We start from the raw sequence: 19,568 nt of genomic DNA, 5'->3' as shown, positions 1-19,568 counted from the left end.
GGCGCGCATTTAATCGCCGGCAATTGAAAAACAGCCTCGAAATTCGCGCCTGTCACGCTAAACTGCGCACCTTGGCCTAAGCAGGCTGAACCGGTTGCGGGGCGTGAGGCTCCAAGACCACGAATTCCTTATAAAGAGTACTGACCATGACTCAAGTCAAACTGACCACCAACCACGGTGACATCGTCATCGAACTGAACGCTGAAAAAGCCCCGATCACCGTGGCCAACTTCATCGAGTACGTCAAAGCCGGTCACTACGAAAACACCGTTTTCCACCGTGTCATCGGTAACTTCATGATCCAGGGCGGCGGTTTCGAGCCAGGCATGAAGGAAAAGAAAGACAAGCGTCCAAGCATCCAGAACGAAGCCGACAACGGTCTTTCCAACGACAAGTACACCATCGCCATGGCCCGCACCATGGAGCCGCATTCGGCTTCCGCGCAGTTCTTCATCAACGTGGCCGACAACAGCTTCCTGAACCACAGCGGCAAGAACGTTCAAGGCTGGGGCTACGCCGTATTCGGTAAAGTGACCGCCGGTACTGAAGTGGTCGACAGCATCAAGAAAGTCTCGACCGGCTCCAAGGCTGGCCACCAGGACGTACCTAGCGACGACGTGATCATCGAGAAAGCCGAGATCATCGAAGCGTGATATTGCTGATTTCAGACTTGCATCTGGAAGAGGAGCGCCCGGACATCACCCGGGCGTTTCTGGATTTGCTCGCCGGACGCGCCCGCTCGGCGAGTGCGCTGTACATTCTGGGCGACTTTTTCGAGGCGTGGATCGGCGACGATGCCATGACCCCTTTCCAGCGTTCCATCTGCCAGGCCCTGCGCGAACTCAGCGACAGCGGCACGGCCATATTTCTGATGCACGGCAATCGCGACTTTCTGCTCGGCAAGGCTTTCTGCAAGGTAGCCGGCTGCACGCTGTTGAAGGATCCGAGTGTCGTGCAGCTCGCAGGCGAGCCGGTGCTGCTGATGCACGGCGACAGCCTCTGCACCCGCGACGAAGCCTATATGAAACTGCGTCGCTACCTGCGCAATCCGGTCACCCTGTTCATCCTGCGGCATCTGCCGTTGAGCACCCGGCATAAACTGGCGCGCAAGCTGCGCAGTGAGAGCCGGGCGCAGACGCGGATGAAGGCCAATGACATCGTCGATGTCACGCCGGAGGAAATCCCGCGGATCATGCAGGAATACGGGGTGAAAACCCTGATTCACGGGCATACCCATCGCCCGGCCATCCACAAGTTGCAGATCGGCGATCAGGCGGCGAAACGGATTGTGCTGGGGGATTGGGATCGTCAGGGCTGGGCGTTGCAGGTGGATGAGAACGGGTTTGCTTTGGCGCCGTTTGACTTCGCGCCGCCGCTGGCTTTGCCGCACGGCTGAAGATCGCCACCCCCTCACCCCCCGCCCTCTCCCCCAAGGGGCGAGGGGGAAAGGGAGCCGATCTTCATGCTGTTCAAACCTGAGTTCGACTCGAGCTCGCAAGCTAGATCCTTCAAGCCCTGAGTTCGACTCGACATCTCAGGTCGGTGTAACCCGCACATCCACCTCGGTCAGTCCCCTCTCCCTCCGGGAGAGGGTTAGGGTGAGGGAAAGCTCTTGATCTTAATGCCCGGAAGCAGCCGGGCCTGCCTTCGCAGCAAACGGCGGCTTGGCCAGCCAAACAATCAATATCAACCCCATGAACCCCCACCCCAACAGCGTGAAGTAATCCACGGTCGAAAGCATGTACGCCTGACTGGTCAGCACATGATCCAGCTGCGCATAAGCCGGATTACCCGCCCCGCCCAACTGATTCAACGCCTCACGGGTCGCCGGCTCATAGGTGCTGATGCTTTCACTCATGTACGCATGATGCTGATCCGCCCGGCGAATCCAGATCCAGGTGGTCAACGATGCCGCAAAGCTGCCGCCCAGTGTCCGCAGGAACGTCGCAAGACCAGCGCCATCGGCAATCTGGCTTGGCGGCAGGTCCGACATCAGGATGCTCAGGGTCGGCATGAAGAACAGCGCCACGCCAATGCCCATGAACAGTTGCACCAGCGCGATGTGCTGGAAGTCCACCTCGTTGGTGAACTCGGCACGCATGAAGCAGCTCAGGCCGATCGCCAGGAACGCCAGCCCGGCCAGCAGGCGCAGGTCGAACTTGTGCGCGTACTTGCCGACAAACGGTGAAAGTACCACCGGCAGAATGCCGATCGGCGCCACCGCCAGCCCGGCCCATGTCGCGGTGTAACCCATCTGGGTCTGCAACCATTGCGGCAGGATCAGGTTGATGCCGAAGAACCCGGCGTAACCCAACACCAGCACCAGCGTGCCGATGCGGAAGTTGCGGTGGGCGAACAGGCGCAGATTGACCACCGGATGCTGGTCGGTCATTTCCCAGATCACGAACACCGCCAGGGCAATCACCGAAATCGCCGCGCCGATGATGATGAAGTTCGACTCGAACCAGTCCAGGTCATTGCCCTTGTCGAGGATCACCTGCAACGCACCGACGCCGATAATCAGCGTAATCAACCCGACGTAGTCCATCGGCTGACGACTGGTGACCACCGGACGTTTCGCCAGTTGCGAACGCACCACCATCACCGCAAACACGCCAATCGGCACGTTGATAAAGAAAATCCACGGCCAGCTGTAACTGTCGGTGATCCAGCCGCCGAGGATCGGGCCGGCAATCGGCGCCACCACCGTGACCATCGCCAGTAACGCGAGGGCCATCCCTCGCCTGGCGGGCGGATAGACCGCGATCAGCAGCGTCTGGGTCATCGGATACAACGGCCCGGCCACCAGCCCTTGCAGGACCCGGAAACCGATCAGCTCGGGCATCGAGGTGGAAATACCGCAGAGGAACGAGGCCAGCACGAACAGCATGGTGGCCCAGAGGAACAGCTTCACCTCGCCGAAACGCCGGCTCAACCAGCCGGTGAGCGGCAGCGCGATGGCGTTGCTCACGGCGAACGAGGTGATGACCCAGGTGCCCTGCTCCGAACTCACACCGAGGTTACCGGAGATGGTCGGCAGCGCCACGTTGGCGATGGTGGTGTCGAGCACTTGCATGAAGGTCGCCAGCGACAGGCCGATGGTGCTGAGCAACAGGCTGGGCGGCGAAAAAGAGGCGTTATTGCTCATCGCGAATCCTATGAAGCCGGGTTGGCGCCGCATCTGTTACAGACGCAGCCGCCCTTTGTGGGAGCGGGCTTGCTCGCGAAAGCGGTGTGTCTGACAACATCTATGTTGAATGTCAGGCAGCATTCGCGAGCAAGCCCGCTCCCACAGGGGGAAAGAGGTCAGCGTTGCGCGGTCTTGCTGACCGCCGCGCTGTTGTCGTGGATCAGTTGCGCGATCATCGCGTCGGCTTCGCCCAGTTGACGGTCGTAGACGCTGGTGCTGAACGAGGCCTGTTGCGGCGGTTGCTGCGCCAGAACCGGGCCGCTCTGGTCGTGCAGGTTGACCTCGACATTGGTCGACAGACCGACGCGCAGCGGATGCTTGGCCAGCTCTTCGGCGTTGATGTGAATCCGCACCGGTACACGCTGCACGATCTTGATCCAGTTACCGGTGGCGTTCTGCGCCGGCAACAGGGCGAACGCGCTGCCGGTACCCGCGCCGAGGCTGTCGACGGTGCCGCTGAATTTCACGTCGCTGCCGTAGATGTCGGATTCGATGTCTACCGGTTGGCCGATGCGCATGTCGCGCAGCTGGGTTTCCTTGAAGTTGGCGTCGATCCACAGCTGATCCAGCGGAATCACCGCCATCAGCGCGGTGCCCGGCTGCACGCGCTGGCCGAGTTGAACGGTGCGCTTGGCGACGTAACCGGTCACCGGTGCGATCAGGGTGCTGCGAGCGTTGGTCAGGTAGGCCTGACGCAGGTCGGCAGCGGCCGACATCACGTCCGGGTGCGACGAAACCACGGTGTCATCCACCAGTGCGCTGGTGGTTTTCAGTTGCTGCTGGGCGTTGGCCAGGGCGTTTTGTGCCGAGGTCAGGTCATCGCGAGCGTGGGACAGTTCTTCCTGGGAAATCGCGCCGCCGGCGGCGAGATTTTTCCGGCGGTTGTAGTTGTCCTGGGCTTTCTGCACGTTCGCCTGTTGCGCGTTGACCTGGGCTTTCATGCCGTCAACGTTGCTGTACAAGCCGCGAACCTGACGCACGGTGCGCGCCAGTTTGGCCTGGGCACTTTGCAGGCCGACTTCGGCGTCGTTCGGGTCGAAGTTGACCAGTACCTGACCTTCGTGGACCAGATCGCCATCGTCGGCGCCGATGCTGACCACGGTGCCGGTCACCAGCGGGGTGATTTCCACGACGTTGCCGTTGACGTAGGCGTCGTCGGTGCTTTCGTTCCAGCGACCGATGAATTCGTGATACGCCCAGACGCCGGCACCGGCGAGGGCAACCACGACGGCCAGCACCAGCAGCATCACTTTGCGTTTGCGCGGATTGCCGGTGTCGGGGGTGTTGTCTTGAGCTTGAGTGTTTTCGGCAGTGGCCATGACAAATACCTTGAATTAGTTGTGCGTGGTGGCTGGGCTGGCGTTGCTGGCAGTCAGGGCCTGCCCCTGGAAGCCGCCTCCCAGCGCTTGCATCAGTTGAATCGACAGGTCGATCTGCTCGGCATTCAGGGTCGCCAGCTGACGCTGGGCCTGCAGCAATTGCTGCTCGATGCTGAGCACGTCCAGGTAGTTGCCGATTCCGGAACCGTAACGCTGGACCACGGTGTTGTAAGAATCCTGGGCAATCTCGGTCGCGTGCTGCTGGGCGCCGATCTGCCGGCCGATGTCACGCAACTGGTTGATGGTGTCGCCGACATCGCCCAGGGCTTTCACCAGACTTTTGTTGTACTGCGCCACGGCCAGGTCGTAATCGGCATCGCGAGCATCGAGGTTGGCGCGCAGGCGTCCACCATCGAAGATCGGCAGCGAAAGGGTCGGGGCGATGTTGAAGAAGCGGCTGGCGGAACCGAACATCGCATCACCCAATAACGATTCGGCACCAGCGGAGGCCGACAGGTTCAAGTTGGGATAGAAACGGGTCTTGGCCGAGTCGATGTCCTTGCTCGCGGCCTCGACGCGCCAGCGCGCGGCGACCAGATCCGGGCGACGGCCCAACAATTCCGCCGGCAGTACCGTGGGCACAGCGACGGCACTGGCCTGCAGGACTTTAGGCCGGGCGATTTCGTTGCCGCGATCCGGGCCTTTGCCAAGCAACACGGCCAGGGCGATTTTCGCGCTGTTCAGGCGCTTTTCGGCGTCGATCAGGCTGGCTTCGGAGCTGGCTTCCAGACTTTGGGTCTGTTGGAACTGGTACTGGCTGTCGATCCCCGAGCTCAAACGACGCTGGCTCAGGTCGAGCATCTGTTTGGTGCGCTTGAGGTCTTCGTTGGCCAGGTCATAAACGATATGGGCCTGACCCAGATCGCTGTAGGCCCGGGCTACGTCGGCGGCGAGGGTCAGTTGTGCAGCCTGACGGTCGACCTCAGCCGCGCGAGCCTGACCAAGTGCGGCTTCCCAGGCGTCACGCTGACCGCCCCAGAGGTCGAAGTTGTAATTGAAACCGGCACTGATGTTGCGCACGGTGGCGTAGGCATCGCCCTGCCCTCGCGGGTCCTGATCCTTGGCCAGACGCGAACGGGTAATGCCGGCGCTGGCGTCGAGGGTCGGATAACGCTCGGCATCGGCGGCATACGCGGCGGCGCTGGCCTGATGGGCGCGGGCGTCGGCGATCTGCATGTCCGGGCTGTCGTGCAGGGCTTCGCGGATCAGACCATCGAGCTGCGGATCGCCGAGGCTGGTCCACCAGTCGCTCTTCGGCCACGCGGCCGGGGACAGTGTCACGCCGTTGAGGGATTGGCCGACCTTGAGGTCTTTCGCATCAAGGTTTTTGCCATGGGTATCGAGGCCACTGTAGTTGGCGCAACCGGCGAGGATCATCGCCGACAGCACCAGTGTCAGGCTGCTGCGCAAGGTTTTACCGCTCATTGTGTTCACCTAACCGCTGGATGGTGATGGGGTCACCGGCCGCCAGCAAAATTTTCTTGAGGATGTATTCCAGGGTTTTCAACTCGTCCGGAGTAATGCCGCCGGCCAACTCGTTCATGGCGTCGGCACCGATGTGCGGCAGACGATCGGCCAGCGCCTGACCTTGGCCGGTGAGCTTCAACTGCACCTGACGGCGATCGCCTTCGCTGCGCTGGCGCACCAGGAAGTCTTTCTGCTCCAGACGGTCGAGCATGCGGGTCATCGAACCGCTGTCCAGCGACAGGTGCCGGCACAGCTCGGCCGGGGTGTCGACGCCGTACTGGGCCATGATGATCAACACCTTGAACTGCGCGGCGGTGATGCCGTGGGGTTCCATATGGGTGTCGATGATCCTGTCCTTGAGCAAGGCTGCACGGCCGAGCAACAGGCCGAGATGGCAATGCTTGAATTCGTCCGGGGTGAAATGCTTCATGTGCGCACCTAATAACTGCCTAGGCAGTGAATGTATGTCGAGATGTTACTGCCTAGGCAGCGAATGTCAACGTAATAGTTAGGTTGCTTTGTAATTAGTTGACCAGCGGACTGGGTTTTTCTGTTGACCGTGCAGACGCCATCGCGAGCAGGCTCGCTCCCACAGTGATCTCATGCATGTGGGAGCGAGCCTGCTCGCGATGGCAGCGACTCGGAGTAGAGCCAGTCAGGATTTGTCGGAGGGATGATTCATCGGTGGCGGGTGAAGTGGATGGACTTCCCGCCCACGCAAAGCCGTTGCCGCATAACCACAGGCGCGTTTGGCTACCGCATAAATGCTGTGCCAGCCTGGCGGCGTCGGCTCGATGGCAGCATGCAGCGCCCACACGTAATCAAGCAGCAACCCCGGCGTCCAGGCCATGGCTTCGGCGCGTTTGCGCACCTGGGCCGCGACCCAGAATTCCGGGCTGATGATGACCCGGGCAAAATCCAGCATGCTCGAATGGCCGCGGTTCATCGCGCCTTCAAGGGCAGCCTCAAGGCTGTGTGCAACGGCACTCGAGCAATTGCGGCTGGTGAGGTTGTAGGTGGTGTTCTGCCGATAATCCGCCCAAAACGCCCGAAGCCGCGCTGCGTCGTAATGCACGAAACTGACCTGCACCGACGACGGGCACCAGTCGGCGACTTCGCTCGCATAGTCCTGCAGAAACCTGCCGGGAACATCGTTGTTCGGCGTGGCCCGCAGCAACCGCACAAAATCCCCCGCCGAACGATCAATGTCGTCCAGCGGGTAATGGCTGATATAGAGGTCCGGCCCACATTCCAGTGCCGCGTGGCCGGCGGAAATGACGCCGTTGATATCGACCGCCGCGATATATCGGTTGAGCAACCGATTGCGCACCAGGGTGTCGTCAACCGTACCGCTGGGCGTCCAGACATGGATCACCAGCGCGTCACCGTTTGCCGGGGCGTACACCGGGGAAGTCGTCACCGGCGAATGCCCGTTCCTGAACCGCAAGGCCTGCTGCAACAAGGCGCAGCCCGAGAGAAAAATGCTCATGCCAATGCAGAACGGCACCGTCCCCTTGTAAAGCGTCGGGTACGGTTCAAGGATGAACAGCGCGAAGCCGATCTCGAACAGCCCTGCCAGCAGTGACATTTGCCAACCGACGAAGCGCACCACCACGGCAGCCGCCAGGCGAAACCCGCCGTCGAGCAGAAAAGCCGCACCGAACAGCACCGCGAGAATCAGGCCGGCAGCATGTTGCCGGTCGACAATCAGCAGCCCCAACAGCAGAAAAGCCAGCCCCCGCGCCCTGCGCAACGCCGCAGCAGTGCCGGATTGCGGAGCCGGCACCAGCAGAATGATCAGGGCTTCGAGCAACAACAAATAACCGAACACATGCAGCGGGAAATACAGAACGCCGTCCAGCGCATCGATGAAGATGGCCACACCGGCCGCGCCCCAGACAACGCCGGTCAGCGCCAGTGCAGACCAGCGCTTGCGGACAAAGTCGTTGCCGAGCAAGACCATACTCAAACGGACCATAGGCGCCCCCGGGGCGTTTCGGGCAGCCGCACTTTGCAGCCTTCAAGCTGAGGTCAGTCTAATACATCCGAAAAAAAGCCGGATCGTGGTGACACGATCCGGCTCTGTGGGAGCGAGGCCTAGAAGTCCCGCTTGTAGAAAATGTCCAGCGAACTGGCCACGCCGCTGGCGGCTTCGAGGTAGACCTTTTTGCTCAGCTTGTAGCGCAAGGCAATGGTGTTGGCCGGTTCGAACACGCCGACGCCGTAACGCAGGCTGAGCTTCTCGGAGATATTGCCGCTGGCCACCACGCTGGTGGTGTTGCCGCTGCCCTGGGTGTCGAGCTGGAAATCCTGGATGCCCAGATCTTTGGCCAGGTTGCTGGTCACCCCGGAACTGCCCATCAGGCCCAGACCCAGCGCCGCTTGCGCGAGCATGTTGTTGTCTTCGCCGTTGCTGCTCAGTGGACGCCCCAGCACCAGATAGGACAACGCCTGCTCCTGGCTCATCGCGGGCTCGGAGAAGATCTGCGTGGTCGGTTGCTCGGCGCTGCCGCTCAGGCGGATGCCGGCAATCACGTCGTCGGTCTGGCGGATCGCTTCGATATCCAGATACGGCTGATCGATCGGCCCGGCAAACAACAGGCGCGCCCGGCGCACCGTCAGGCGCTGGCCGTAGGCGCGGTAACGACCGTCGTTGAGCCACAGCTCGCCACGGGTGTCCATGTTGTCGCCGATGTGCACATGGCCTTGCAAATTGGCGGTCAGGCCGAATCCAGCGAAACTCAGTTTGTCCTCGCCGACCACCACGTCGATGTCCATCTTCATGGCCATCGGTGGTTTGCCCTCCTCCGTTTGCGCGCCGACGATGATCGTGTCATCGGAGACTTTCACCGTGGATGGCGGCAACTCGCGCACGGTGATTTCGCCTCGGGGCACCAGCACCTTGCCGGCAATCGCCAGCTCGTCGCCGGCCATGGAAATCTTCAGGTCCGGCGCCACTTCAAGCTTGGCGTAGGGTTCGACGGTGACCGGCAGTTGCGTACCCTTGAGCGCCAGATCCACCATCAGCGCCTGACCCCAGGCGACGTTGCCGCTGAGGCTGCCCTGCCCGGTCTTGCCGCTTTTCCAGCCGCCGTCCAGGCGCACCGATTCGCCGGCGATCACCGCTTGCAGTCGCAGATCCTGCAACTGCAACGGCAGTTCCGGGCCAGACACTTCGCCGTCACTGAGTTGCACGGTGCCGTTGACCAGCGGCGCGAGCAGCCCGCCGGAAATCGTGCCGCTGCCATTCAGGCGTCCGGTGAGTTTCTCGACCATCGGCACAAACGGCCGGGCCACCGACAGATCCAGCCCGCTGAGACGGAACGAGCCGTTCAGCGGTTTGTTCTTCGGCAGCGGATTGAGCTGCGCCTGCACCATCAGTTCACCGAGTTTGCCACCGACGAAATTGAGATCAGTGTCGATGCGCTTCGGCGTGAGTTTGCTGGTGAGCTTGAGGGTCTGGTACGGGAAGTCCAGCCACTGGTCCTTTTCCTTCATGCGCAAGGTGCCGCCGCTGGCATCGACGCTGATCTGGCCGTTCGGACCGCTGGCCGGCAGGTCCAACTGCAGGTCGGCATTGAGCTTGCCCTGCCAGGCGAAATCCTTGGGCAGCCACTGCGCCAGGCTTTCGATCGGGAATTGCTTGAGGTGGTAACGCAGCTTCGGCTCCGGCATCAAGCGCTGATCTTCGCCGCACAGGCTGGCATTGCCGGACATCCAGCAATGGGCGCCGAAGTTGATCTTGCCGTCGGCCAGACGTTCAAGCTTGGCCGGGTTTTGCAGTTTCCAGTCCTGACCGCCGGCCTGAATGTCGCCGCTGGCCAGACGCCCGCGCCAGTTGCCTTTGTCCAGATTGCCGTCCAGCCCCAGTGCGAGTTTCAGCTTCGGACCGAGCAGGTCGAGATTGAGTTTCTGATTTTTGATATCGCCCTGAGCGCTGACAGTCAGCACACCCAGGTTCGTGTCGCCCGCCTGGATGCCGCTGCCCTTCAGATCGATTTTCGCCCGCTGCGCGCTGTCGAGGGTGGCGTCGAGGTTGAGGCTTTGCAGGCGATTGTCCTGGAACACCAGCTGCGAGCCTTGCAGGTCGAGCTTGCCTTGCGGGGCTTTCAGGGTGCCGGCGACATCGACCCGACCGTTGACCTGTCCGCGCAACTGCGGCCAGAGCTGGGCCAGACGCGGCAGCTTGATATCGATCTGCCCGGCGAGCTTCTGTTGCAGGCTGCCCTTGCCGTTGATGCTGTTGTCGCCGAGGCGGATTTGCAGGGCATTCAGATTCCACTGTTCACCGGCGCCGTCAGCCTTGGCCTGCAGCACCGCCGGTTGCCCGCGCAGTTTGCCTTTGAGATCGAGGTCGGCGTTGAGGCTCAGGCGTTCATTCTTCATCTCGCCCGTGCTTTTCAGCGGCCCGGCCAGTGTGCCCGGCAGCTCCGCCATCCAGTAGGCCGGGTTGAGTGCAGACAACTCCAGCGCCGTATCCCAGGCAATGCCGTCGGCAAACTGCACGTTCACGTGCCCTTCGGCCTTGCCCTGTCCCGCTTCGAGCTTGAATTGCGGCAGGAAGATCTGTTTGAGATTGCCGCTGAACGGGCTGCTCAGACTGAACGCCCCCGCAGGGCCATCCAGCGCGGCGGCGAAATTGCCGAGGTATTGGCCGTCGGTGTAGGAGACTTCGCCGTTGAACGTGCGCAAGGCGACTTGCGGTTCGTCGATCTCGGAATAGAGCCGATGCCACGGGAAATCCTGCCAGTTGATGTTGGCCTGGGCGCTGAGGCCTTTGCTCCAGTCGACATTACCGGTGAGTTTGAGGCTTTGTTTGTCATTGGCGGTCAGGTCGAGGCCGGCGATCTGTGCGCCCTTGGCATCGACCTTGCCCTTGAGCAACAGCGCCACCGGGCCTTTATCCGCAGGCAACGTCGCATTGCCGAGCAATTGGTAACCATTTTTCAGGTCGCCTTCGCCGGTCAATACCAGTTGATTGAGTTGCAAAGTGTCCGGCAGATCGGCGCTCGGCTTGAACGCCTCCGAAGTGATGCGCACCTTGGCCGGCAGGTTTTCCGCAAGCGGTTGCAACTCGCCGCTCAACTGGCCGTCGAGGTAGCCCCGGCTGTCGGCGTGCAGGTTCAGGGTCTTGAGCAGATCACCGTCGACTTTGAGCGCCAGCGTCCACGGGCCGGCGCCCGGTGACGGCAGGGTCAGATCACCGGTAATGTTCAACGGCCAGTTACCGGTGGGCTGCAACAGGCCGGAGAGGTTCAGGCTCAGATCGTCGCGTTGCAGTTTCACGCTGTCGATCTGCATGCCCTTGGCAGTCCAGTGCGCCGCCAGTTGCAGGCCTTTAAGCTGTTCGCTTCCGTTGAACAGCAGGCTGCCGACTTGCACGTCACCCAGTTCGATGGCCACCGGCAATTGCAGGTCCGGCAGTTTGATCGGGCCGCTGTCGGTGGTTTCTTCGCCGGGCGGGAATTGCAGAATGACCTGATCGGCCTTGAGCTGTTCGATGCACAGCGTCATGCGTGTCAGGCACAGCGGCGACCATTCGAAGATCGGCTTGTTGAGTTCGACGCGACTGCTGTCCTGCTGCCACAACAGATGATCGGCGCTCCACTGCCCACCGAGACGACCCTGGAAGTTATCGACACTCAAACCCGGAACCATCCCTAGCACCCAACGGCTGCCAGCCTGGGTGCCGAGCACAGCGGCAATGCTCAATACAATCAACAGCACCAGCGACAACAGCGCCAGCGCCGAAATTTTCAAACCACGCTTCACAGCTCAGGCCCCATGGAAAAGTGCAGCCGGATGCCGCCATCGTCGTCCAGCGCATGGGCCAGGTCGAGGCGGATCGGCCCCACCGGCGAAACCCAGCGCACACCGATACCGACCCCGGTCTTGAGGTTCGGCAGTTCGAGTTTGTTGAAGGAGTTGCCCTGGTCGACGAAGGTCGCGACCCGCCATTTTTCGGCGATCGAGTATTGGTACTCGACGCTGCCGGCCACCATGTAGCGCCCGCCGATGCGGTCGCCTTTGGAGTTTTCCGGGGACAGGCTCTGATAGTCGTAACCGCGCACACTCTGGTCGCCACCGGCGAAGAACCGCAGCGACGGCGGCACCGAGCTGTAACCGTTGGTGGCACTGCCACCGACCTGGACACGTCCGAGGAATCGGTGGTTATCGAACACCGTGGTCAGGCCTTTGATCAGCGCCGTGCCGTACAACAAGTTGTTGTCCGAGCCGAGGCCTTCTTTCGCCACCTTGCTTTCGAAGGTCAGGCGATAGCCGTTGTGCGGGTCGATGCGATTGTCACTTTTCAGGTAGGAGTAACTGATGCCGGGCATCAGCAAGGTACTCAGACCCGAATCGTCTCCGAGCTGGTATTCCTCGCGCTGCCATTTCAGCGAGATCACCCGTTGCCAGCCGCTGGGCAACTTGCTGTGCCATTCCGGGCCGAAGGTCAGCAGTTTGCTCAGGGTGTCGGAGCCGTCGATGTCTTCGTACTGATAACCGCCGGCCCAACGCAGTTTGTCGGTCAGCGGCGGATCCAGCGGAATGTCATAGAACAGGCCGACGTTCTGCCGTGGCGCCGAGAGTTCGGCTTCCCAGCCGTAACTGTCGCCTTGCGGGTTGACCCAATGGCGAGTCCAGTTGGCCTTGATTCGCGGGCCGACGTCGGTGGAATAACCGAGGCCCAGGCCCATGGTGCGCGGCTTGCGCGTGTCGAGTTTGACCGCAACGGGGATCACGTCGTCCTTGGCGGCGGTCGGCGCCGCGTCGACCCGCACGCCTTCGAAGTAACCGCTCGATTGCAGGTCGCGATTGAGTTCGGCAATCAGCTCGGAGTCGTAAGGCTCGCCCGGCTTGAACGGCACCATGCGTTGCAGCAGGTCTTCGTCGAACGGCGTGTCGCCTTCGAAACTGACCTTGCCCAGCGCATAACGCGGGCCACTCTCATAAATCAATTCGACATCGGCCACCCCGGCGCGGGGATCGACCATCAGTTTCTGACTGGTGAAATGGCCACTGAAGAAACCGAAGCGTGAGGCCTGATTCTGGATCAGGCGCTTGGCGTCTTCGTAGCGGCCATGGTTGAGCACCGCGCCAGGCTTGAGCACGTCGCTTTTCGGTACACGAAAGGATTTGAGGGCGGCAGCGGGTCCGTCAACCCGCACGGTGACATTGCGCAGGCGAATCGGCTCGCCAGGATCGATTTTCAGCACCAGACGCGGCTTTTCACCGCCCTTCACTTCGCTGTCGATCTGCGGCTGGTAGTAGCCCAAAGCCTGGGCGGCCTTGCGCGCCTGCTCTTCGGCACCGCGACTGAAGCGCTGCAAGGCTTCTTCGTCCCGATCGCCGAGGCTGCCGATATAGCCTTCTATATTGGCCTTGAGTTCATCGTTGGACGGTTTGACCCGCACATCCAATTCACTTTGCGCCAGCGCCGCGCAGCTGGTTAACAGCATGAGCACGCCACTGGTAAATCTTCCTGGAAACTTCATAGGGGCGGATGCTATCACGTGCTTGGGAGCGTGATAGAACCAGACTTTTCTGAAAAAGTTCGATGGTTATGCCGTTGCAGTTTGTAACACCTGTGGATTGGCGTGGAAAAACACGTGCTCACGTACCGGGCCGACGGCGACTTCGCCGATCTCCTCATAACCCTGACGTTTGTAAAATTCCAGGTAACGCGGGTTGCCGGTATCGAGGATCACGCCCTGGGAGCTTTCATCCACCGCACACCAGTTATGCACCGCTTGCAGCAGCTGCTCACCGAAGTGTTTGCCCTGAAATTGTGGATGCACGCCCAGCAACGGCAGCATGTGCACCGAGTCGGTCGGCACGCAGGCTTCAACGGCGGCGTGATACTCCAGATAACGCCGGGTGCAGCGGAAACCGGTGCTCAGCACCATGCGCAAACGCCAGGCCCAACTCTCGGTAACGCCCAGACGCCGTTGCGGCGGCGCGATCAGGGCGATGCCGATCAACCGATCATTGACCAACAGACCGATGGCCGGCAGATCCTGAAGGAAATGCTGTTTGACCAGCTCCCGCACCGTGGCACGCACCCGTTGTTCGTAACCCGGACGTTCGGCCTCGAACAGATAAGCGAAGGTCGGCTCATGACGGTAAGCCTGATACAGCAAGGATCGCGCTTCACGGGAATAGCCGCGGTCGAGCATGTGGATGTCGGCGATGGCGGTCGAGGTTTCAGGCATGACGGTGATTCTCCCTGGACGGGACTCAACAGGCCCCGTTCTTGTTATACGAGCCTTGGGCTGAAGGGATCGTTCCCACACCCGAAAGACATTAGCAGCGCATATGGACTACCGCCACGCTGGCCCAGATCCTACATGTCAGCTAGCATCGCCCTTTTGCCAGGACTGCCGACCATGAAGATCGTTTCCTTCAACATCAACGGACTGCGGGCCCGCCCGCATCAGCTGGCGGCGCTGATCGAAAAGCATCAGCCGGACGTCATCGGCCTGCAGGAAACCAAGGTCCACGACGACCAGTTCCCGCTGGAAGAAGTGCGGGCCCTGGGTTATCACGTGTATTTCCACGGCCAGAAAGGCCATTACGGCGTTGCCCTGCTCTCGCGCCAGGAGCCGATTGCCGTGCACAAAGGCTTCGCCACCGATGAAGAAGACGCGCAGCGGCGCTTTATCTGGGGCACTTTCGCCGACGCCAACGGCGTGCCGGTGACGATCATGAACGGCTATTTCCCACAGGGCGAAAGCCGTGACCACCCAACCAAGTTCCCGGCCAAGCAGCGCTTCTACAGCGATCTGCAAGCGCTGCTGGAAAGCCAGTTCAACAACGAACAGCCGCTGGTGGTGATGGGCGACGTGAACATTTCCCCGGAAGACTGCGACATCGGCATCGGCCCGGACAACATGAAGCGCTGGCTGAAAACCGGCAAATGCAGCTTCTTGCCGGAGGAACGCGAGTGGATGGCCCGCCTGAAAAACTGGGGCCTGACCGACAGCTTCCGTCACCTGAACCCGGATGTTACTGACACCTTCAGCTGGTTCGACTACCGCAGCCGTGGCTTTGAAGACGAGCCGAAGCGCGGTCTGCGGATCGACGTGATCCTGGCGTCCCACGGCTTGCTGCCACGGGTGAAAGCCGCCGGTGTCGACTATGAACTGCGCGGGATGGAAAAGCCTTCGGATCATGCGCCGATCTGGCTGGAATTGAGCTGATAGCAAAATCGCCGCACATCGCTGTGGGAGTTCGCTCCCACAGCCTGAGCACTGTCATCTTTCAGAAACGTCCCTGACTTAATCTCCCCGGCAATCCCCTTGGCTGCATTCGGTGCCGGCATGACCCTGCGCGTTCTGTTCGTCTTTCTCCTGAGTGCCTGGCTGCAGGTTTCGGCCGCGGCATTGCCCATTCCCGAGAACGGCCCGGTCCTGCGCATCCAGGGTTCCAACACCATCGGCGCAGCCCTCGGCCCGGCGCTGGTGGAAGGCCTGCTCAAAGAGCAGGGACTTTTGAAAGTCCATAGCGAAACGCCGGACACCGCTAACGAGCAACGGGTCGTAGGTCTCACGGCTCAAGGTAAACGGGTCGTGGTGGAAATCGCCGCCCATGGTTCCAGCACCGGTTTCACCGCGCTCAAAAACAACAGTGCCGATCTCGCTGCCTCTTCCCGTCCGATCAAGGACAGCGAGCTCGCCAGCCTTGTTTCGCTTGGCGATCTGAAAAGTCCAGGCGCCGAGCAGGTCATCGCCATCGATGGCCTGGCGATCATCCTTCACCCCGACAATCCGCTGAATCAACTGAACACCGAACAACTGGCGCGGATCTTCAGCGGCGAGGCCAAGACGTGGGAAGAACTCGGCGGCAAGGGTGGGACGATTCATCTGTATGCGCGGGATGATCAGTCCGGGACCTACGACACGTTCAAGGAACTTGTCCTCAGTCGTCGTGGGAAAACTCTTAACAGTTCGGCGAAACGTTTCGAGTCCAGCGAGCAATTGTCCGATGCAGTCAGCGCCGATCCGCAGGGCATTGGTTTCATCGGCCTGCCCTATGTGCGCCAGGCCAAAGCCGTGGCGATTGTCGACGGGCAATCCCTGGCGATGCTTCCGCTGGCGAGTTTGATCGCCACCGAAGACTATCCACTGTCCCGTCGGCTGTTCTTCTATTTGCCACCCGATAATCAAAATCCATGGGCCGCAGCCTTGGTGGACTTTGCGCAAAGCCGCCAGGGCCAAGCGATTGTTGCGGCCAACGGATTTATCGCCCAGAGCGTGCACGCCATCTCGGTCACGCCGAATGCGCTGATGCCCGAGGGTTATCAATCCCTCAGCCGGCATGCCCAGCGTCTGACCGTGAATTTCCGGTTCGAAGAAGGCAGTGCCAGCCTCGACAACAAGGCCCGCCAGGATCTGGCCCGGGTGTTCGACTATATAAAGCACCACGACAAGACCGACCGCGCGGTAACACTCGTGGGATTCGGCGACGCCAAGGACGACCCGGCCCGGGCGGATCTGCTGTCGAAGCTGCGGGCGATGGCGGTACGCCGGGAACTGGTGAAGAGCGGCGTGGTGTTGCGCGAGGTGCGCGGGTTTGGCGCACTGATGCCGGTGGCGACCAACAGCGGGGATGAAGGGCGGATCAAGAATCGGCGGGTTGAGGTTTGGGTTTACTGAGCTGACGCTGTCCGATCCCACGTTTTGCGTGGGACCGAACAGGTGCTGAATCAGCGCTCGCTACGCAGCATTTCCTTCGGCACATACTTGCCGATCTCGAACTTGCCGATCGCCGCGCGGTGCACTTCGTCCGGGCCGTCGGCCAGGCGCAGGGTGCGTTGCATGGCGTACATGTAGGCCAGCGGGAAATCGTTCGACACCCCTGCCCCGCCATGAATCTGGATCGCCCGGTCGATCACCCGCAACGCGACGTTTGGCGCGACGACCTTGATCTGCGCGATCTCGCTCTTGGCGACCTTGTTGCCCACGGTGTCCATCATGTACGCCGCTTTCAGGGTCAGCAGACGCGCCATGTCGATTTCCATGCGCGAGTCGGCGATCTTGTCGACGTTACCGCCCAGACGTGCCAGCGGTTTGCCGAACGCGGTGCGGCTCACCGAGCGTTTGCACATCAGTTCCAGTGCCCGCTCGGCCATGCCGATCGAACGCATGCAGTGGTGAATCCGGCCTGGGCCAAGGCGACCTTGAGCAATTTCGAAGCCGCGTCCTTCACCGAGCAGGACGTTTTCGTACGGCACTCGCACGTTGTCGAACAGCACTTCGGCGTGGCCGTGAGGCGCGTCGTCGTAACCGAACACCGGCAGCGGGCGGACGATCTTCACGCCGGGGGTATCGACAGGCACCAGGATCATCGAGTGCTGGGCGTGGCGCGGGGCGTCGGGGTTGCTCAGGCCCATGAAGATCAGGATCTTGCAGCGCGGATCGCATGCGCCGGAGGTCCACCATTTCTTGCCGTTGATGACCCACTCGTCGCCATCGCGCACGGCGCGGGCGGCCATGTTGGTGGCGTCGGAGGAAGCAACGTCCGGCTCGGTCATGGCGAATGCCGAGCGGATCTCGCCGCGCAGCAGCGGCTCAAGCCAGCGCTGTTTCTGTTCTTCGTTGGCATAACGCACCAGCACTTCCATGTTGCCGGTGTCCGGCGCCGAGCAGTTGAACGGCTCGGGGCCCAGCAGCGAACGGCCCATGATTTCCGCCAGCGGCGCGTACTCGAGGTTGGTCAGGCCGGCGCCGAGTTCCGACTCAGGCAGAAACAAATTCCACAACCCTTCTGCCTTGGCCTTGGCCTTGAGCTCTTCCATGATTGCGGTCGGCTGCCAGCGGTCGCCCTCGGCAACCTGCCGTTCGAACACGGCTTCGGCCGGGTAAACGTAAGTGTCCATGAACGCGGTCACGCGCTCACGCAGTTCCTGAACCTTGGGCGAATAAGCGAAATCCATGAGCAATTACCTTCTGTGGCAGAGGTTGTTTAGGTCATGCAATCGATGCTAGAACAGCGCTGATAATTTACCTAGCCTATTCTCGGCGTGTATAAACATTCATCACCGATATATGATTGGTTGATTTTCCTGGCCGCCCTGACCCGCGCCATCCACCTATAAAAAGAGAGCCGCGTAATGAATCTGAGCAAGGTCGACCTCAACCTTTTCATCGTCTTCGACGCGATCTACACCGAAGCCAACCTGACCCGCGCCGGGCAGATTGTCGGCATCACCCAGCCGGCGGTGTCCAACGCCCTGGCGCGGTTGCGCGAGACCTTCAACGACCCGCTCTTCGTACGTACGGCTCAGGGTATGGTGCCGACGCCCATGGCGCAGAACATCATCGGCCCGGTGCGCAACGCGCTGTCGCTGCTGCGGGTGTCGGTTCAGGAAAGCCGCATCTTCAACCCTTCGCAAGCGGTCAAGACCTACCGCATCAGCATGACCGACCTGACCGAAGCAGTGATTCTGCCGCCACTGTTCCAGCGTCTGCGTCGCCTGGCGCCGACGGTGATCATCGAAAGCTTCCTGTCCAAACGCCGAGAAACCACCAAGGAACTGGCCGCCGGGCGCCTCGATTTCGCCGTGGATGCACCGCTCAACACCGACCCGCAGGTGCGCCACGTCAAGCTGATGGAAGACCGTTACGTCTGCGCGATGCGCAAGGGTCATCCACTGGCGACCAAGGAAAAATTCACCCTCGACGATTACCTGTCGCTGACCCACATTCATATTTCCAGCCGTCGCAGTGGCTTGGGCCATGTCGATCTGGCGCTGGGTAAAATGGGCATCCAGCGCAAGATCGCCCTGCGCTCGCAGCACTATCTGATGGCGTCCCAGGTGTTGCAGCAGACCGATATGGTGATGACTGTGCCGGAACGTTTCGCCCGTCGCCATGACCTGCATGCGTTCAATCTGCCGGTCAACGATGTGCCGCCGGTGGAAACCCATTTGTACTGGCACGAAAGCACCGACCAGGACCCGGCCAACCGCTGGATGCGCGAGCAGATGATCGAGCTGTGCCAGCAAGTGACGGCGCACGAGAAGAAGCTCGACAAGCTGCAGGCGCCCGCTACTTGACGTAAACGTCAACCTGCCATTAGCTTAGCGCCAAGACCTTATTTCGAGCGCTTTCATGAGCAGCCAGACCTACAGCATTTCCGACCTCGCCCGCGAGCTGGACATCACCACCCGGGCGATCCGCTTCTATGAAGAACAAGGCCTGCTCAGCCCCGAGCGCCGAGGCCAGGAACGCATCTATTCGCCACGCGACAAGGTCAGCCTGAAGCTGATCCTGCGGGGCAAGCGCATCGGTTTTTCCCTGGCCGAGTGCCGCGAGCTGATCGAGCTCTACGACCCCTCCAGCGGTAACACCAAACAACTCAACAGCATGCTGGCGAAAATCAGCGAGCGCCGGGAACAGCTTGAACAGCAACTGCTGGACATCGAACAGATGAAGCTGGAACTCGACACCGCCGAAGAACGCTGCGTGCAGGCGCTGGAGCAGACGCTCAAGAGTCAGCAATCAGTTCAGTAATCCAAATAAATCCCAATG

General features: G+C 61.1%; 15 protein-coding genes. 6 read left to right on the top strand and 9 right to left on the bottom strand.

Going from position 1 to position 19,568, the window contains the following annotated elements; translation table 11 throughout:
* Window positions 1-146: 146 nt before the first annotated feature.
* Both OQ248_RS21545 and lpxH read left to right on the top strand, forming a co-directional pair.
* Complete coding sequence (locus OQ248_RS21545; RefSeq protein ID WP_085712420.1) at window positions 147-653, top strand: peptidylprolyl isomerase; 507 nt, start codon at window positions 147-149, stop codon at window positions 651-653.
* The gene (gene lpxH, locus OQ248_RS21540) at window positions 650-1,396 is read left to right on the top strand and encodes a UDP-2,3-diacylglucosamine diphosphatase (protein WP_265813938.1); all 747 of its coding nucleotides are present in this window, start codon (window positions 650-652) and stop codon (window positions 1,394-1,396) included. The genes OQ248_RS21545 and lpxH overlap by 4 nt, the downstream gene beginning before the upstream one ends.
* A gap of 222 nt (window positions 1,397-1,618) precedes the next feature.
* Here lpxH and OQ248_RS21535 read toward each other — a convergent pair whose 3' ends face one another.
* From OQ248_RS21535 to OQ248_RS21500, 8 genes are all read right to left on the bottom strand, one after another.
* Window positions 1,619-3,148 carry a DHA2 family efflux MFS transporter permease subunit gene (locus OQ248_RS21535; protein ID WP_085712422.1) on the bottom strand — a complete coding sequence of 510 codons (1,530 nt, stop codon included), beginning with the start codon at window positions 3,146-3,148 and terminating at the stop codon, window positions 1,619-1,621.
* A gap of 158 nt (window positions 3,149-3,306) precedes the next feature.
* Window positions 3,307-4,509 carry an efflux RND transporter periplasmic adaptor subunit gene (locus OQ248_RS21530; RefSeq protein WP_085712423.1) on the bottom strand — a complete coding sequence of 401 codons (1,203 nt, stop codon included), beginning with the start codon at window positions 4,507-4,509 and terminating at the stop codon, window positions 3,307-3,309.
* A 15-nt stretch (window positions 4,510-4,524) separates the two neighbouring features.
* A complete protein-coding gene (locus OQ248_RS21525; protein WP_265813937.1) occupies window positions 4,525-5,994 on the bottom strand; it encodes an efflux transporter outer membrane subunit in 1,470 nt (489 codons plus the stop codon).
* The gene (locus tag OQ248_RS21520; protein ID WP_085712425.1) at window positions 5,984-6,466 is read right to left on the bottom strand and encodes a MarR family transcriptional regulator; all 483 of its coding nucleotides are present in this window, start codon (window positions 6,464-6,466) and stop codon (window positions 5,984-5,986) included. Before OQ248_RS21520 ends, OQ248_RS21525 begins: the two co-directional genes overlap by 11 nt.
* Before the next feature lie 225 nt (window positions 6,467-6,691).
* On the bottom strand, window positions 6,692-8,014 hold the full coding sequence (locus tag OQ248_RS21515) for a hypothetical protein (RefSeq protein ID WP_265813936.1): 1,323 nt from the start codon (window positions 8,012-8,014) through the stop codon (window positions 6,692-6,694).
* A 119-nt stretch (window positions 8,015-8,133) separates the two neighbouring features.
* The gene (locus tag OQ248_RS21510; RefSeq protein ID WP_265813935.1) at window positions 8,134-11,808 is read right to left on the bottom strand and encodes a translocation/assembly module TamB domain-containing protein; all 3,675 of its coding nucleotides are present in this window, start codon (window positions 11,806-11,808) and stop codon (window positions 8,134-8,136) included.
* The gene (locus OQ248_RS21505) at window positions 11,805-13,532 is read right to left on the bottom strand and encodes an autotransporter assembly complex family protein (RefSeq protein ID WP_119428995.1); all 1,728 of its coding nucleotides are present in this window, start codon (window positions 13,530-13,532) and stop codon (window positions 11,805-11,807) included. The genes OQ248_RS21510 and OQ248_RS21505 overlap by 4 nt, the downstream gene beginning before the upstream one ends.
* Before the next feature lie 66 nt (window positions 13,533-13,598).
* On the bottom strand, window positions 13,599-14,249 hold the full coding sequence (locus tag OQ248_RS21500; RefSeq protein ID WP_085712429.1) for a GNAT family N-acetyltransferase: 651 nt from the start codon (window positions 14,247-14,249) through the stop codon (window positions 13,599-13,601).
* A 174-nt stretch (window positions 14,250-14,423) separates the two neighbouring features.
* Here OQ248_RS21500 and xthA point away from each other — a divergent pair, with 174 nt between their 5' ends.
* Together xthA and OQ248_RS21490 are read left to right on the top strand one after the other, a co-directional pair.
* Window positions 14,424-15,236 (top strand): exodeoxyribonuclease III, encoded by an 813-nt coding sequence (gene xthA, locus OQ248_RS21495; protein ID WP_096822294.1) that lies wholly within the window; start codon window positions 14,424-14,426, stop codon window positions 15,234-15,236.
* 120 nt (window positions 15,237-15,356) lie between these two features.
* Window positions 15,357-16,691 (top strand): phosphate ABC transporter substrate-binding/OmpA family protein, encoded by a 1,335-nt coding sequence (locus OQ248_RS21490; protein ID WP_265815123.1) that lies wholly within the window; start codon window positions 15,357-15,359, stop codon window positions 16,689-16,691.
* Between the two features lie 50 nt (window positions 16,692-16,741).
* On the opposite strand, the gene OQ248_RS21485 is transcribed toward OQ248_RS21490, so the two are convergent.
* Window positions 16,742-17,971 carry an acyl-CoA dehydrogenase gene (locus OQ248_RS21485; protein WP_041075051.1) on the bottom strand — a complete coding sequence of 410 codons (1,230 nt, stop codon included), beginning with the start codon at window positions 17,969-17,971 and terminating at the stop codon, window positions 16,742-16,744.
* 177 nt (window positions 17,972-18,148) lie between these two features.
* On the opposite strand from OQ248_RS21485, the gene OQ248_RS21480 reads away from it, so the two are divergent.
* Both OQ248_RS21480 and OQ248_RS21475 read left to right on the top strand, forming a co-directional pair.
* A complete protein-coding gene (locus OQ248_RS21480) occupies window positions 18,149-19,093 on the top strand; it encodes a LysR family transcriptional regulator (protein WP_011334997.1) in 945 nt (314 codons plus the stop codon).
* A gap of 55 nt (window positions 19,094-19,148) precedes the next feature.
* The gene (locus tag OQ248_RS21475; RefSeq protein ID WP_085690041.1) at window positions 19,149-19,550 is read left to right on the top strand and encodes a MerR family DNA-binding transcriptional regulator; all 402 of its coding nucleotides are present in this window, start codon (window positions 19,149-19,151) and stop codon (window positions 19,548-19,550) included.
* The last annotated feature ends 18 nt before the right edge of the window (window positions 19,551-19,568 follow it).

The organism is Pseudomonas sp. COW5 (genome assembly GCF_026240005.1).
In the GTDB taxonomy this organism is placed as follows: Bacteria; Pseudomonadota; Gammaproteobacteria; order Pseudomonadales; family Pseudomonadaceae; genus Aquipseudomonas; species Aquipseudomonas kribbensis.
This window is presented reverse-complemented; position numbering and strand designations above follow the sequence as displayed.